The organism is Microbulbifer agarilyticus S89 (assembly GCF_000220505.1).
In the GTDB taxonomy this organism is placed as follows: domain Bacteria; phylum Pseudomonadota; class Gammaproteobacteria; order Pseudomonadales; family Cellvibrionaceae; genus Microbulbifer; species Microbulbifer agarilyticus_B.
Genome location: NZ_AFPJ01000038.1, coordinates 1 through 14,769 on the forward strand (window position 1 = coordinate 1; position 14,769 = coordinate 14,769).

The 14,769-nt window shown below is 60.3% G+C and carries 13 protein-coding genes; 5 read left to right on the forward strand and 8 right to left on the reverse strand.

Going from position 1 to position 14,769, the window contains the following annotated elements:
• Together AS89_RS0112920 and AS89_RS17540 are read right to left on the reverse strand one after the other, a co-directional pair.
• Window positions 1-1,104, reverse strand: a 1,104-nt coding sequence (locus AS89_RS0112920) for an MFS transporter (RefSeq protein WP_202798403.1), incomplete at its 3' end; no start/stop codon positions are given.
• Between the two features lie 94 nt (window positions 1,105-1,198).
• On the reverse strand, window positions 1,199-4,615 hold the full coding sequence (locus AS89_RS17540; protein ID WP_010133104.1) for a hybrid sensor histidine kinase/response regulator: 3,417 nt from the start codon (window positions 4,613-4,615) through the stop codon (window positions 1,199-1,201).
• Between the two features lie 181 nt (window positions 4,616-4,796).
• Between AS89_RS17540 and AS89_RS0112930 the strand changes: the two genes are divergently transcribed.
• The 4 genes from AS89_RS0112930 (at window position 4,797) to AS89_RS0112945 (ending at window position 8,938) form a co-directional block, all read left to right on the forward strand.
• Window positions 4,797-6,956 carry a TonB-dependent receptor gene (locus tag AS89_RS0112930; protein ID WP_029250014.1) on the forward strand — a complete coding sequence of 720 codons (2,160 nt, stop codon included), beginning with the start codon at window positions 4,797-4,799 and terminating at the stop codon, window positions 6,954-6,956.
• Window positions 6,957-7,207: 251 nt separating this feature from the next.
• Entirely contained in the window at window positions 7,208-7,492 is a 285-nt protein-coding gene (locus tag AS89_RS18695; RefSeq protein ID WP_138976405.1) for a hypothetical protein, read from the forward strand.
• Between the two features lie 251 nt (window positions 7,493-7,743).
• Complete coding sequence (locus AS89_RS0112940) at window positions 7,744-8,217, forward strand: META domain-containing protein (protein WP_010133106.1); 474 nt, start codon at window positions 7,744-7,746, stop codon at window positions 8,215-8,217.
• 142 nt (window positions 8,218-8,359) lie between these two features.
• On the forward strand, window positions 8,360-8,938 hold the full coding sequence (locus AS89_RS0112945) for an META domain-containing protein (RefSeq protein WP_029250016.1): 579 nt from the start codon (window positions 8,360-8,362) through the stop codon (window positions 8,936-8,938).
• A gap of 411 nt (window positions 8,939-9,349) precedes the next feature.
• Here AS89_RS0112945 and smrA read toward each other — a convergent pair whose 3' ends face one another.
• The 6 genes from smrA to AS89_RS0112975 all read right to left on the reverse strand — a co-directional run bounded on the left by smrA (window position 9,350) and on the right by AS89_RS0112975 (window position 12,762).
• On the reverse strand, window positions 9,350-9,946 hold the full coding sequence (gene smrA, locus AS89_RS0112950) for a DNA endonuclease SmrA (protein WP_237709689.1): 597 nt from the start codon (window positions 9,944-9,946) through the stop codon (window positions 9,350-9,352).
• 38 nt (window positions 9,947-9,984) lie between these two features.
• On the reverse strand, window positions 9,985-10,848 hold the full coding sequence (locus AS89_RS0112955) for an SDR family oxidoreductase (protein ID WP_010133109.1): 864 nt from the start codon (window positions 10,846-10,848) through the stop codon (window positions 9,985-9,987).
• Window positions 10,849-10,890: 42 nt separating this feature from the next.
• Window positions 10,891-11,337, reverse strand: coding sequence for an acyl-CoA thioesterase (locus AS89_RS0112960; RefSeq protein WP_029250018.1), 447 nt, complete (start codon window positions 11,335-11,337; stop codon window positions 10,891-10,893).
• Between the two features lie 65 nt (window positions 11,338-11,402).
• Complete coding sequence (secB, locus tag AS89_RS0112965) at window positions 11,403-11,906, reverse strand: protein-export chaperone SecB (protein WP_010133111.1); 504 nt, start codon at window positions 11,904-11,906, stop codon at window positions 11,403-11,405.
• A 137-nt stretch (window positions 11,907-12,043) separates the two neighbouring features.
• Window positions 12,044-12,295 carry a glutaredoxin 3 gene (gene grxC, locus AS89_RS0112970; protein ID WP_010133112.1) on the reverse strand — a complete coding sequence of 84 codons (252 nt, stop codon included), beginning with the start codon at window positions 12,293-12,295 and terminating at the stop codon, window positions 12,044-12,046.
• A gap of 56 nt (window positions 12,296-12,351) precedes the next feature.
• Entirely contained in the window at window positions 12,352-12,762 is a 411-nt protein-coding gene (locus AS89_RS0112975; protein WP_010133114.1) for a rhodanese-like domain-containing protein, read from the reverse strand.
• Window positions 12,763-13,188: 426 nt separating this feature from the next.
• Between AS89_RS0112975 and gpmI the strand changes: the two genes are divergently transcribed.
• Window positions 13,189-14,733 carry a 2,3-bisphosphoglycerate-independent phosphoglycerate mutase gene (gpmI, locus tag AS89_RS0112980; RefSeq protein WP_010133115.1) on the forward strand — a complete coding sequence of 515 codons (1,545 nt, stop codon included), beginning with the start codon at window positions 13,189-13,191 and terminating at the stop codon, window positions 14,731-14,733.
• Window positions 14,734-14,769: the final 36 nt, after the last annotated feature.

Genomic DNA, 14,769 nt, shown 5'->3' on the forward strand with positions numbered 1-14,769 from the left:
GGAGAAGACAAACAGGGATGCAGAGCAGGCTACGGCAAAATAGGCCGCGGTTGCCGGCTCACCGGTAACGTCCGCGAGCACGCCAGCGCCGTACATGAGCACAGTTTCAACGCCGTAGGACACGGACCAGAACATGGCGAAAGTGACGGTAATTTTTGCCGGGGTCATGCCGGGTAGCTCCTGCGGCAAGGTAACCAAAGCGGTCATCGGCAGGAACATGCAGAAGCCAGCCAGCGCCGCTGCGGTGTAGGCAATTAACGGATCGCGACTGGTGACCATCAGTGCGGCAAAGACCACCAGCGCAAGGCCGCCGAAGCGGAGTACCGGCAGACGCAGCGGATAGCGTTTGGTGACGATAATCCCGGCCACCGTACCCACCATGCCCGCGGCAATCATTACTGCGGACAGGTGATTACTGGCAACCGCAAAACCGTCGATCAGCGGGAACAGCGCGAATACCGCGATGTAGCAGAACAGCACTCCACAGTAGGCCAGCGGCAACCACCAGTTGAAGCCTTCGCGCGCGCCCTGCTTGAAGCCGTATTCTTCCTGCGGCTTGTCGCCGCCACCCGAGAGCGGGAAGTTCTCCGCGCTCAGCCACCACAGAACACCCAGCGCCAGCACCATAACCCCGTACAGCACCACAACAGACTGCCAGCTGCCGAGCCAGCTCAGTAGTGCAGTAGTGGTCAACAGGGCCAGCAAGTTACCGGCATTAAACGCAGCCGCGTTGATACCGTTGATCAGCGGACGCTCTTCGGCGGAGAAGTAGTGCAGTACCACCGGGGCAAAATACACAATCGCCAGTGCGCCGCCGAGACCCAGGGCCAGACGGGACATCAGCCAGGCACCGTAACTGCCGGCAAGGGCGCCGAAGCCGCCGGCCGCGATCAGGACAATCGCAATCAAAAACGCGCGCTTGGCGCCGAGACGCATCAGCAGGGCGGCGGCAGCGAGATTGCCGATAATCTTGGCAATAGTGATGACATTGCTGCCCCAGGTTGCATTCGCGAACCCTTCCTCACCAAAGGACGACTGGATCGCCGGGGTAAGAATGGCCCCCGACACCCAGCTTGCGGCGAACAGCGCGTAGGCGCTGAACATCAGTATTTCCAACACGTATTTTTTCATCGCGGGATACCACTTTTTATTCTCGATTAAGTCACAGGTCAGACTGCGTCGGATCGCAGGGCTTTGCCTATACGACCTTGGTCGCAGACTCGGCGCTGCGCGACTTTTGCCGCTGCTGCAGCAAGGCGCGCAGTGCCGCCGGGCGCAGCGGTTTCTGCAGGAACTGCCAGCCCGCGTTTTGCGCACGGGTCTTCACCGTATTGGTATTCTCTGCGGAAATGATCACGCAGGGAATGCCGCCACCCCAGCGAGACAGCAGCTCACCGGCCAGGTCGATGCCATTGTCGCCATCGTCCAGGTGGAAATCCATCAGCAGCAGATCTGGCTCGGTCGCGGCGAGCGCCTCGACGCGATTGCGCGCGCAGTGCACCGTGCACCCCCAGCCGCTCAGCAGTGCCGCCATCGCCTCGAGGATCGAGGGCTCGTTGTCCACACACAACACCTGCAGGTTCAGCTTGGCGCCGCGCCCGGTGATCGGGGTCACGCTCGGACGGGAAGCCACGCGGGCCGTGGCGCGCGGCATACGCACGCGGAACACACTGCCACGGCCGAGGACCGAAGACAGGCTGATAGGGCTGTTCAGCAGGCGGCACAGGCGCTCCACCGTGGCGAGGCCAAGCCCGTAACCGTGCTGGCGCGCCACGTTGTCGGAATCCTGTGAGGTAAGGCGGCAGAACTCGCGGAAGATGGCCTGCTGCTGCTCGGGGGCGATACCTTCACCGGTATCCCACACCTCCAGGGAGATGTCGGCACCGCGCTTGCGCGCCGCTACCAGCACGCCACCGCGCGCGGTGTATTTCACCGCGTTGTCCAGTAGGTTCTGCACCACCCGGCGCAGCATCTTCTCGTCGCTGTGCACCCACAGGTGGCTGCGTCGGTAACGCAGGCGAATACCGCGGCTGCCGGCGGCGACTCGCGCTTGGGCCACCGCGTCGTCGAGAATACTGTCGAGGGATACCGGCGCGAAGTTCGGGCGAATATCCCCCGCGTCCATGCGCGCAATCTGCAGCATATCGGTGATCAACTGTTCGGCGGAGGCGAGGGCGCGGTCGGCACGGGTCAGCAACTGTCGACTGTCTTCCTCCAGCGAGTGCGCGGCCAGCGCATCGATAAACAGGCGGCTGGCGTTCAGTGGCTGCACCAGGTCGTGACTGGCGGCGGCCAGGAAGCGGGTTTTACCGGCACTCGCTGCCTGCAGCTCGCGGTTCAGCTCCTGCAACTCGTCGTTGACCGTTTCCAGTTCCACGGTGCGGTGCGCTACCTTCTGCTCGAGGGAATTGCGGATCTCGGTCAGCTCACCCAGCGCGCGCTGGTAATCCGACACATCCGTATAAGTGGTAACAAAGCCGCCGCCGGGCAAGGGGTTGCCGCGGATCTCGAGCACCGTGCCGTCGGTGCGGTTACGCTGCACCCGATAGGCGGTGCCGTTGCGCAAATGCTCCACGCGCTTGCGCACATGCTCTTCCACATCGCCGGGGCCACACTCGCCGCGGCTCGCGTTGTAGCGCACCAGCTCCGCCACCGGGCGCCCTACATAGATCATCTCGGTGGGGTACTTGAACAGTTCCAGATAACGGCGATTCCAGGCCACCAGGTTGAGATTGGCATCCACCACCGATATTCCCTGGTCGATATTATCGATGCTGCTCTGCAACAGGCCACGGCCAAACTGATAGATCTCCGACGCCTGCTGCAGCTCCTGTGCGGTCACGTCCGGCTCACTCAGCTGGCGCACCAGGCGCTGCGCACTGGTGCTGCCGACAATACCCGCAAGAATCTTTTCCACCGCCTCGCGGTATCTGCCCGCGGCCTCTCTGGCCACCTTGCTACCGGATTCGGTCTCGGGCCCCTCCGCCAGTGGCGCCAGTGCCCGCTCTGCGGCCGCCTCGCCAACGAACCGCGCCAGCAACTGGCGCAACTGCGACTTATCCACAGGCGCTGCCTGCACCGCACCGCCACCGGGCTGCAGGTGCTCCTGTAACAGCGACACGGCCACCAGAGCGACCGCGTTCAGGCCCAACCCAAACACGCAGCTGCTGGTCAGCGCGTTCCACTCAAGCCCCAGTGCACCGGCGATCAGATCGGCCTGCCCCAGTGCCGCGGGCAGCGCTGACATCGCCCACACCGCCGAACCCACCAGCAAACCGGTAATCACACCAGCGGCGCGCAACTGCGGCCAGTGCCCGGGCCAGGTCACCGCGGCAACCATGGATGGCGCCAGTTGCGCCACCAGCGCCAGGGACAGCAGGCCAAAGGTGCCTAGGCTAACCCCGGAGCCGATCAGCTCGCTCACCCCAAACGCGGCGAACATCAGCAGGCCAATAATCACCCGGCGCACCCGGCGCAGGTCGCTACCCAGCGCGACCCCGGCCGGGCGCTGCTGCAGGCGCTTCAGCCACCAGGGCACCACCATGGTGTTGGCGATCATGGTGGACAGGGCGATGGTGGCGATAATCACCATGCTGGAGCCGGCGGAAAGCCCACCGATAAAGGCCAGCAGTGCCAGCCAGGGCATACCGCTCTCCAGCGGAATGCCCAGCACATAGCGCTCTGCGTTGGCATAGCTCTCCGGCAGCCACAGCAGGCCGCCGTAACCGACCACCAATACAGCCGCCGACACCAGCGCCAGATACAGGGGAATCAAACGGCGCACGGTCTTGATGTCCCGCTCGCCGTCACTCTCGATCATCAGAATATGGAACTGCCGCGGCAGGCAGAAGATTGCCGCCATCCCCAGTACCACCACCGCGAAAAAGCCGGTATCCGCCGGGCGCGACTCCGCCAGCGCCGCTACTCGCTCACTGGACAGCGCGGCACGCGCGAGCTCCGCCGAGCCGTCAAACGCGGCCCCCACCACGAAACAGGCCACTGCTACCAGCGCGCCGATTTTGACCAGCGCTTCGAACGCCACCGCCAGCAGCATGCCGTTGCGGTGCACACTGCTGTCGATATGTCGGGTGCCGAACAGCAGCGCAAACAGCCCCAGCGTCACCCCAACCACCGCGGTCACCACCGATGCACTGACACCCTGCTGCTGGTCAGCGCCGTCTGCCAATAACAGAAAGCTGTCCGCAACGGCCCTTAACTGCAGCGACAGGTAGGGGACAATGGCCACCACGGCAAGCAGTGCGATGACGGCCGCCAGCCACTGGGAGCCGCCGTACTGGGCACTGATAAAGTCGGCGATGGATGTGGAACCCTGCCGCTTGGACAGGCGCACAAAGCGCATCAGCAGCGGTGCGCCAAAGATCAGCATCAGACTGGCGCCAACGAAGGTCGGCGGCAGCAGCCAGCCTTCGGTCACCGCCTGCGCGGGTACGCCGAAGAACATCCAGGCACTGGTATAAGTACCGGCCAGGGCCAGCAGCAGGGGTTTGACCGGGCGAATCCGGGCAATGGACAAGCGGTCGCCCCAGAAGGCGATGGCAAACAGCAGCAGCAGATAGGACAGGCCGACGACGGCCAACAGGGTAAGGCTGAACACTTGGCGCCTCATTCATTATTGTGATAATGATACAGAGGGTAACCGATCGTGTGTTTTTTGTCCTGCTCCTGAAGATGTGACCCGCGTCATACCTTGGTCTAGCTGGCAGAGACCGCGCCACCCGATACAGTGCAAGTCCGTAACTTAGATAAAAACCATAAACCGGTGATCGGAGAGAGCCATGCGCAATCCAAGTAAATTCAATCCTCTTGCCATGGGCGTTATGCTCGCCTGTGGCGCATCCTTCGCATATGCGGAACCTCAGCTGGAAGAAGTGACCGTAACAGCGCAGAAGCGCGAACAGTCACTGCAGGAAGTACCGGTTGCGGTATCAGCGATCAGCGAAGCTCAGCTGATGGATAACGGCATTACCGACATGACCGAAATCCAGAAAATGTCCCCTAACACCACCCTGCAGGTGAGCCGCGGTACCAACTCCACCCTGACCGCCTTTATTCGCGGTATTGGTCAGCAGGATCCGCTGTGGGGTTATGAGCCGGGTGTCGGCATCTACATTGACGACGTGTACATCGCGCGTCCGCAGGGCGCAGTAATGGATGTATTCGATGTTGAGCGCATCGAAGTTCTGCGCGGCCCGCAGGGTACCCTGTACGGTAAAAACACCATTGGTGGCGCGGTTAAATATGTCACCAAGAAAATGTCCGGCGACACCGAAGTGTCCATCGGCTCCTCCCTGGGCAGCTACAACCAGCGCGACCTGAAGTTCAAGGCATCCACCGCGATGACCGACAAGCTGAACATCGGTGCTGCCGTGGCGAGCTTCAACCGCGACGGTTTTGGTGAGAACGTCCGCACCGGCCAGGATCAGTACAACAAAGATATTCTTGCTGGTCGCGTAAGCCTCGAATACACAGCGACCGATGACCTGTTCTTCCGCTTCGCAGCCGACAAGACGATCGACGAATCTGCTTCCAAGCACGGGCATCGTTTCAACCAAGGTATTAACGGCGAAGCCGTACTGGGTAGCATCTACGATACCGAATCCAACCTGCCTTCTGACAACCGCGTAGAAACCAGCGGTATGTCCCTGACTGCAGAATGGGAAGCAACAGACAGCATCACCATCAAGTCTGTTACCGCAAATCGTAAGGGCGAAACCGAAACCGTTATCGATTTCGACAGTGTGAACTCCGCGAGCTTTGACGTACCGGCAGTTTACGACGACGAACAATTCTCCCAGGAATTCCAGCTGATCTGGCAGGGCGATAGCGCTGACCTGGTGAGTGGTCTCTACTACTACGACGGCACCGCAGCGGGCGGCTACGACGCAGTACTGGATCCGATCACTGTTGCGGTAAACGGTGAAGTAGACACCAAGAGCCTGTCTGCGTACGCGCACTACAACTGGCAGTTCGCCGATCAGTGGAACCTGAACCTGGGCGGCCGTTATACCCGCGACGAAAAAGAAGCTGACGTGTACAACGCGGTTGTAGCCGGTCTGGGCAGCGAACTGTCCCATGACAAGTACTATGCAGACTCTGCTGACCCCGTTGTTTTAGCCGTGCGCACCGACTACACCAATAGCGATTCCTGGGGCGAGTTCACCCCGCGTGTAGGTCTCGACTATCAAGTTAGCGAAGATGCAATGGTGTATGCGAGCTACAGCACCGGCTTCAAGTCCGGCGGTTTCGATATGCGTGGTGTAGCAACTGCCAACCCGCAAACTACCGAAGGTTACGCTCCTGAGACCGTCGATACCGTAGAGTTTGGCTGGAAGCTGGATCTCCTCGACAACCGCATGCGACTCAACGGTGCCCTGTTCCGCGCAGATTACACCGACATGCAGCTGACCACCCAGCGCCTGCTGGATGACGGCACCACCGCTGGTGACGTTCTGAACGCCGGTAAGTCCCGTATTCAAGGTATCGAACTGGAAGCCTCTCTGGCGCTGACCGATACCCTGAGTGCAAATGCCAACCTGGGCTGGGTCGATGCCGAGTTCGTCGAGTTCATCTCCGGCGGCATGGACATCTCTGACACCCGCGACATGCAGAACACCCCGGACACCACCGCGATGGTTCAGCTGAACTGGTCTCTGCCAGTGGCCGGTGGCGAAATGGTTGTTGTACCTTCCGCGTCTTACCGCTCAGACACTCAAATTTTTGAAACTCCGAGCATCCTCGACCAGAAGGGCTACACCCTGGTTGACCTGACCGCGACTTACTACAGCGCCGACGGCAACTGGAACCTGGGTCTGCAGGGCAAAAACCTGACCGATACCGAGTACCGTATCGCAGGCTACGACTTTGGCGGCCCGTTCCAGACTGGCTTCTACGGCGCGCCACGCACTATCGCCCTCACAGGTAACTACAACTTCTAAGTTTGTCTCTGACATCATCGCGAATTTGCAAAGCACGTTTCGTGCACCTTCATTGCACTTTCCCTTGGGGCCCACTGGGCCCCTTTTTTGTTTCTGCCCCAGCACCCTTGTCGCTCCAGTACCACTGCCACTCCGGCGCACGAATAATTAATTTGGCGCGCAATTTCACACTTTGGCGGAAAGCTCTTCTAATCTGAAGAAAGGTAGTGGCAGTGAAGCCGCTGCCCGAATCAAGCCATTGAGGTATCCGCGTGCAGAAATTCAGAAGTATTCTGCTGACGGTGGCCATTGCGACAGGAGTTGTTGCCGGTTGTACCACGACCGAGCCCAGGGAAAGTCAAGCCAACCGCGCTTTCAGTAGCGCAGTCCCACCACATCTGGAGTCTTCGCACTTTACCGTGCGCTCATCTGAGCGACGCCCCCGCCGCAGTGTTCGCGAGGCGCCCCGTTCACTCAACGTCAACGGTACTCGCTTCCGCTGCTTCGAACAGGAGCTGGATTCGAAAGTGGTGGTACGCTGCGTGCGGCAGTCTTAGCCCCAAACCAGCACAAGCCCGTTCACCGCGGGCCTGGTCATCCCATGCCTTGCCATCCCATACCTGGACACTCCGTGCCCGTTCACTCCATGCCTGCTGTCACGAGATACAGCGGGCTTTTGTGAACCTCTCCGCCACAAGCTGTCGCGCCATTCCACTCGCTGGTGCGGTGGCCTGACTAAGCTTGAACTAACTGCACGGACGCAGCGTGGCCGACCACCGGCCTGTGACCAGAGAAAGGAACCCAGACAATGAACAAACTGCTGCCAGTGTGGCTGCTCGCCGTCGCTGTCACCATTGCCGGCTGTATGAGCATGAGTGAGAGCAGCTCGGGGCCCACCCAGAAGCCAGGCACCGTCGGTGACGTGTGCGGTGGCAAATGGGAGTTGAGCCTGCTGCGCATCAACGGCCAGGCTATTGCCATCGACCAGCCGTCTGAATTTACTTTCCTGTGTAACAGTGGCGGCGAGGCCATGGGCAAGAGCGGTATCAATACCTACCGTGGTTCAATGCACGTGACCGACAATGGCCAGATTTTGTGGGATACCGGCAGCTTTGCCTCCACCAAAATGGCCGGCCCCCCGCAGCTGATGGACCAGGAGTCCCAGTACCTCGGCGCACTGTCTCGCACCCGCCAGGCGTTTGTAAAAAGCAGCGGCGGGCGCCTGATCCTGCGCGACCCCTCCGGTGATGTGTATATCGAATACGTCAAAGCCGACTACTGAGGCCCGCGCACGGATTACCCGCGCGAGCCCCAGAAACGCGTTTGCATCATAGGAGTACGCTCGGGTCACAGAAACGCACCTGGGTCACAGAAGACATCACCGGTTTACGTTTAAATGGTGCAAACGGCTACGGACAGACTTGATGGATTTCTTGCACCGCTCGCACTCGGGCACAGGTTCCCAACGACTCGCTAAACAAAGCTCTTCTCAGGCCCTGCGCGCGTTCGTCGCTTCCAGTGGCTGGTGCCTGATGGCCGCACTCGCCAGCGGCTGCAGTTCCACCCCCTCAAACTCCCTGGTTAACCTCCCCAGCCACCCCGGAGAAATCTGCGATTACCAGTGGATACTGCACGGCATCAGTGTGGATGGGGAAGAACAGAAGTCCCGCCTGCTGTGGCAAAAAATGGTGCGCGACCGCCCCTACCTGACCTGCGACAAACTCGGCTTTGTGCGCGGCAGTGCCGGCTCCAACCCCTACCTCGGCAAGTTTTCCCTGGACGATGATGGCCACATTCAATGGCGCAAGTCACCGAAGATTTCGCGCATGGTGGGGCGGCGAGACAGCAGCGATCTGGAAAAAGATTTTCTGAAAGCACTACCGCGTATCAACCGCGCCAGTGTCGAGGGCGATATGCTGACCCTGCAAGGCGACGACGGCACCCGCATCGAGTTCAAACAGACCGGCGAACTCCCCACCCCTATCCGAAAAATCTCAGAATAATCGAGCATCGCCATAAATCGTAGCGAGCGAATGGCTGGTGGTGACCGCCGCAGCGCAGCAAGCGGAGTGTACTTAAGTACATGAGCATTGTGAGCAGCGCCGGGCGCCGTCAGGCATACGCGCAGTAGATTTATGGTGATGCGTAAAAAAGGCGGCCACCTGGGCCGCCTAGTACCATTCAATAAAGGGGCAAGCGTGTAAATACCGCGCCCAGCCCCAACCCTCCAACTGGAGGTACTTCCAAACTCGGAAGCAAATTGAACCAATCAAACGATTGGTACGATGCAAAGAGAGAAGAACAACGAAAACACGTCAGTTGAGCGATGAAACAACTGGACAAGCCATTGAGCAATAGATTGCACAAATCGTTTCGTTGTGGCGCTAATGTAACGAACGCAGGTGACAAACAGATTACGGCTTTGACCGACGCTGGTGCTGCTCGAGGTTTTGTTGGCGTTTGCGCTCACTCTTGCGCAGCAAAATGTAGGTAGCTCCGAGGCCTCCGTGCTGCTTCTGCGCACTGTGGAACGCAAGCACTTCCGGTAACTGCGGCAACCAGGCATTCACGCAGCTTTTCAGTACCGCCTGGGTCTTGCGCCCCTCACCCTTGCCATGGGTAATCAACGCACAGCGCACATCCGCTTCCAGGCAATCCCGCACAAACTGATACAGCGCACTGCGCGCCATCTCCACGGAGTGGTTGTGCAGGTCGAGACGTGCATCCACGGTGTACTTACCCAGGCGCAGATTGCGGTAGACCCCGTTCTGTACCCCGTCGCGCTTGAATTCGATTGGGTCGAACGGCTCTACCGGCTCCACAAACTCACCGCCCAGCGGGTTCAACTCTTGATAGGTCTGCGCGGTCGCCGCCTCGCGGCGAGCACGCTGGTTGAGCGGGTCGCGGGTGTCTTTCTTCAACGCGCGGTGGCACTGCCCGGGGGAAAGCGGCTTTACGTCACCGAGCGCACCCATAGCGCCGCGAAAATCGTCCAGGTCACTTTTATCCACAACTACCCCCACATAACAACTACTTTGGCCGGCAGCGGTCAGGGATCGAGAAACAGATCCACCATCAACTCACCGGCCTTGGCGGGATTGTGCGCATACTGGCTGAAATCGTCTACCCCCCGGGTACGCAGCAGGGCCTCATCGATCCACTGGGCTCCGCTCAGGGACTTGTCGCTGGTGCGCAATATCTCGTAGGCTGCATCCGCCATCACCCCGGGCTTGCGGCTCTGGTGGAACATTTCGCGGCTGCCCACGGCAAACTCGATCGCCGCGGTGGCGACAATGGTCTGCGGCCACAGGGTGGCGACGCTGATATTGGATTCACTCAGCTCTTCCGCCAGCCCCATGCTGAGAATGGTCATGCCGTATTTCGACAGGGCGTAGGGCGCAAAGGGGCCAAGCCAGCGGGGCTCGAGATTGATCGGCGGCGACAGGCTCAGGATATGGCCGCTGGCCGACTGCTTCAGGTAGGGCATGGCCAGATGGGCCGTCAGGTACACGCCGCGGGCGTTGATATCCATCATCAGGTCGTAGCGCTTGGGCGGAGTGGCCTCCACGCTGGTAAGGTTGATGGCGCCGGCGTTGTTGATCACCCCATCAATACCGCCAAAGGTGTCTGCGGTTTTCTTCAGGGCTTCGGCCACCTGCTCTTCGTCGCGCACATCCACCTGCATCGGCAGGGCCTTGCCACCGGCGGCCTCCACCTCCTCGGCCACGGAGAAAATGGTGCCGGGGAGCTTCGGGTGGGGTTCGGCGGACTTGGCGGCAATGGCAATATTGGCGCCGTCGGCAGCGCACTTCAGCGCGATAGCGCGGCCGATGCCACGGCTGGCACCGGTGATAAAGATCGTTTTGCCCTTGAGGGCGCCCGTATTCTTGGTGAGAGTGATGTCTTCGCTCATACAGGCGCTCCCTGGGTATCGTTTGGATTTTTCGCTATCGGCTTAGTCGTGTGAGGTCTCCGCCACCACCGCCGGGCAATAGATGTCTTTGAAGGTTTGCGGCATACGCTTGGGCTTGCCGCTGGAGAGTTCGATGCACACCAGCTGCCACACCCCACGCAGAATCAGCGCCAGGTCACTGGCGCGGTAAATCTGGAACTTGCGCGTCATATTCAGGCGGCCATCGACCTTGGTCAGCCAGGTGCCGACCAGCAATTCATCGCCCTGTCTAGACGCCAGTATATAGTCGTACTCCGCGTGACGAATGGCCATTCCCCGGTCGAGGGCTTGATAATTAGTGACATCCAGGCCCAGCTCGACACTGTGCGACCAGCCGGCCTGTTCACACCAGCGCAGGTACTCTGCGTTATTGGCGTGGTGCAGGCCGTCCACGTGCTCCGGTGCCACCTGCACGCGGTGAATATAGGGGTTGGGGTAATCCCACTGCATAACCATGACTTCCTTGCAGAGACAAAAAAGGCTCCCGAAGGAGCCTTTCTCTGAACCGTCGCCGCTTAGGCGTCGGCTTTCTCACCGCCTTGCTCGGCAGCCTGCTGTTGCGCCTGCTGCAGAGCAGCCGCGAACAGGGCGTCAAAGTTGATCGGCGGCAGCATCAGGGCAGGGAAGGAGCCCTTGGTTACTACGTTATCGATCACTTCGCGCGCGTACGGGAACAGGATGGTCGGGCACGCGGTGTTCAGCGCCTGCGCCAGCTGCTGGCCTTCCAGGCCCTTGATGCCGAACAGGCCGGCCTGCTGCACTTCCACCAGGAAAGCGGTTTCGTCTTCAACCTTGACGGTAATGGTCAGGGTCAGCGCCACTTCATACAGATCTTCGTCGATTTTAGCGGTTTTGGTGTTCAGCTCCTGGTTCACCTGGGGCTGCCACTGCTTCTTGAAAATCTCTGCACCCATCGGGGTTTCGAAGGACAGGTCTTTCAGGTAGATACGCTGCATCGCGAATTGTACTTGTTGTTGTTCTTCGCCGTTTACCGCAGCGTTGTTTTGTTCTTCAGCCATGTCAGTAGCCTGTTCACTCAATTATGTTGGTTAAATGCCTTCCCTGAAAGAAGACTCCCTGTATGAGTCTTACTTATGGGGGCCTCGAAAACTCCTTTCAAGGCACCGGTTTAAATTTCTTTGTCGCGCCGCGCGCGTTAGCCCAGCAGGGTATCCAGCTGGCCGCTGCGCTCGATGGCCATCAGCTCATCACAGCCGCCCACATGGTGGTCACCGATCCAGATCTGCGGCACCGTGTGGCGCCCGGCCTTGGCGGTCATTTTCGCGCGGGCTGCGCGGTCGCCATCCACGGAGATCTCCTTGTAAGGGACATTCTTGTTGTCCAGGAGATACTTGGCGCGGATGCAGAAGGGGCAATAACGGGTGGTGTAGATAACAACGTCTTTCACGACCGGAAAACCTCCCAGGTAACCTCTTGGGCTCACTTAATCCAATGGCTGCTGAATCAGCCTTTCACCAGCGGCAGCTTTTGATTTGCCCACTCGGACATACCGCCCTCGAGGCGACGCACGGTGTAGCCCGCCTTTTTCAGTTGACGGCCAACCGGGCCTGCGTGCTGGCCGATCTTGTCCGCCAGAATCAGGGTCTTCTCTTTATAGGGTGCCAGCTCGCCCATGCGCTTCTCGATTTCGCTGTGGGGAATGTGGATGGCGTCCACAATGTGCCCGGCAGTGAAGTCGGAGCGATCGCGTACATCGATCACCTTGGCCCCGTCGCTGTTGATCAGCTGGGTGGCCTCGTGGGCCGATGCGGGCTTACCCGCCTTGATACGTTCGGTGATGGCCAGCGCATAAATCAGCGCCACCAACAGACTCACCAGCAGCCACTGCTCACTGATAAAGACGAAAAAGTCCACTTCGCCCCCAAATTTTCACAATTCGTTGTTTTGATACGGTGCGACCACAGACCAGGCAGTCCACCAGTTTAACGCCGTCGAGAATAGAACTGCTTCAGCACAATTACCGCACGGCACTCTTATTCCCTCTCAGACACTCAGTCTCGAGGTGGCGCAGTATACACGATGACGGCCGTTTCTTATTCAGCCAACTCAATCAGAGCCCGGCATCGCGACGCCGGCAAGAAAATGACCGCCTGGTACTGACCGATTACTGACCTGAGCCCTACAACAGGGTAAAATCCGCCACCTGCTGTCGTGCACCGCGCGGCCTGGCCCGTAGCGTGCATCCGCTGAACGACCGCTTTCCGGCACCGACGCCGTACGGTCTGCCAGTCAGATATTTCGTTTGTCCCACACACGACCCAATACAGGAATCCCGACCCCATGGCCTCCGAGACATCGCCCAAACGCCCCCTGGTACTGCTGATTCTGGACGGTTTCGGCCACAGCGAGCACAGCGAACACAACGCCATTGCCGCGGCCAAGAGCCCGGTGTGGGACGACATCTGGGCGAGCCGCCCCAAAACCCTGATCCACACCTCCGGCATGGCAGTGGGCTTGCCGGAAGGACAGATGGGCAACTCGGAAGTGGGCCACATGACCCTCGGCGCCGGCCGCGTGGTGTACCAGAACTTCACCCGTATCAACAAGGCGATCCAGGACGGCGACTTCTTCAAGAACCCCGCCTACACCGCTGCGGTCGACAAAGCCATCGCCAGCAAGGGTGCGGTCCACATTATGGGCCTGGCCTCCGAAGGCGGCGTGCACAGCCACGACGACCACATTGTCGCCATGGCCACCCTGGCCGCCCAGCGCGGCGCCAAGGCGGTGTACATCCATGCATTTACCGACGGCCGCGACACGCCGCCGCGCAGCGCCGAAACCCCGCTGGCACGCCTGACCCAGGTGTGTGACGCACTGGGCACCGCGCGCATCGCCAGCATAGCCGGGCGCTACTTCGCCATGGACCGCGACAACCGCTGGGAGCGCGTGCAGCCGGTGTACGACCTGATCACCCAGGGCAAGGCGGAATACCAGGCCGAGTCCGCGCTGGCCGGTTTGGAAGCGGCTTATGCGCGCGACGAAAACGACGAATTTGTTGCGCCGACCCTGATCGGTGAACCCGCGCCACTGAGCGATGGCGACGCGCTGATCTTTATGAACTTCCGCCCGGACCGCGCGCGCCAGCTGACCCGCGCCTTTACCGAAGCGGACTTTGACGGCTTCGCGCGCGCCGCCACGCCGCAGCTGGCCGACTTTGTGATGACCACCGAATATGCCAGCTCCATTGACGCCGCCTGCGCCTTCCCGCCGGAAAACCTGGTCAACACCCTCGGGGAGTACCTGCAGAGCCAGAACAAGACCCAGTTGCGCATTGCCGAGACAGAAAAGTACGCACATGTGACCTTCTTCTTTAGCGGCGGCCGCGAAGAGCCCTACAATGGCGAGGAGCGTATCCTGATTAAATCCCCGGATGTCGCCACCTACGACCTGCAGCCGGAAATGAGCGCGCCGGAAGTCACCGACAACCTGGTGTCCGCCATTGAGAGCGGCAAGTTCGACGCCATCGTGTGCAACTACGCCAATGGCGACATGGTGGGCCACACCGGTGTATTTGACGCTGCGGTACAGGCGGTGGAAGCGCTGGACGGTTGCGTGGACCGCGTGATCAAGGCGGCGCTGGCGGCCGGTGGCGAGGTGCTGATCACCGCCGACCACGGCAATGTGGAAGAGATGTTTGACGCAGGCTCCGGCCAGGTCAGCACTCAGCACTCCACCCTGCCGGTACCATTTGTGTACGTGGGCGAACGCGACGTGACCATGCGTGACGGCGGCAGCCTGGCGGACGTGGCGCCGACCATGCTGGCGCTGATGGGCCTGTCACAGCCCGTAGAAATGAGCGGCGAGCCGCTGGTCAAAGTCAATTAATCGAGGGCGCCCGCAGCGCGGGCAGCCCCAACATGC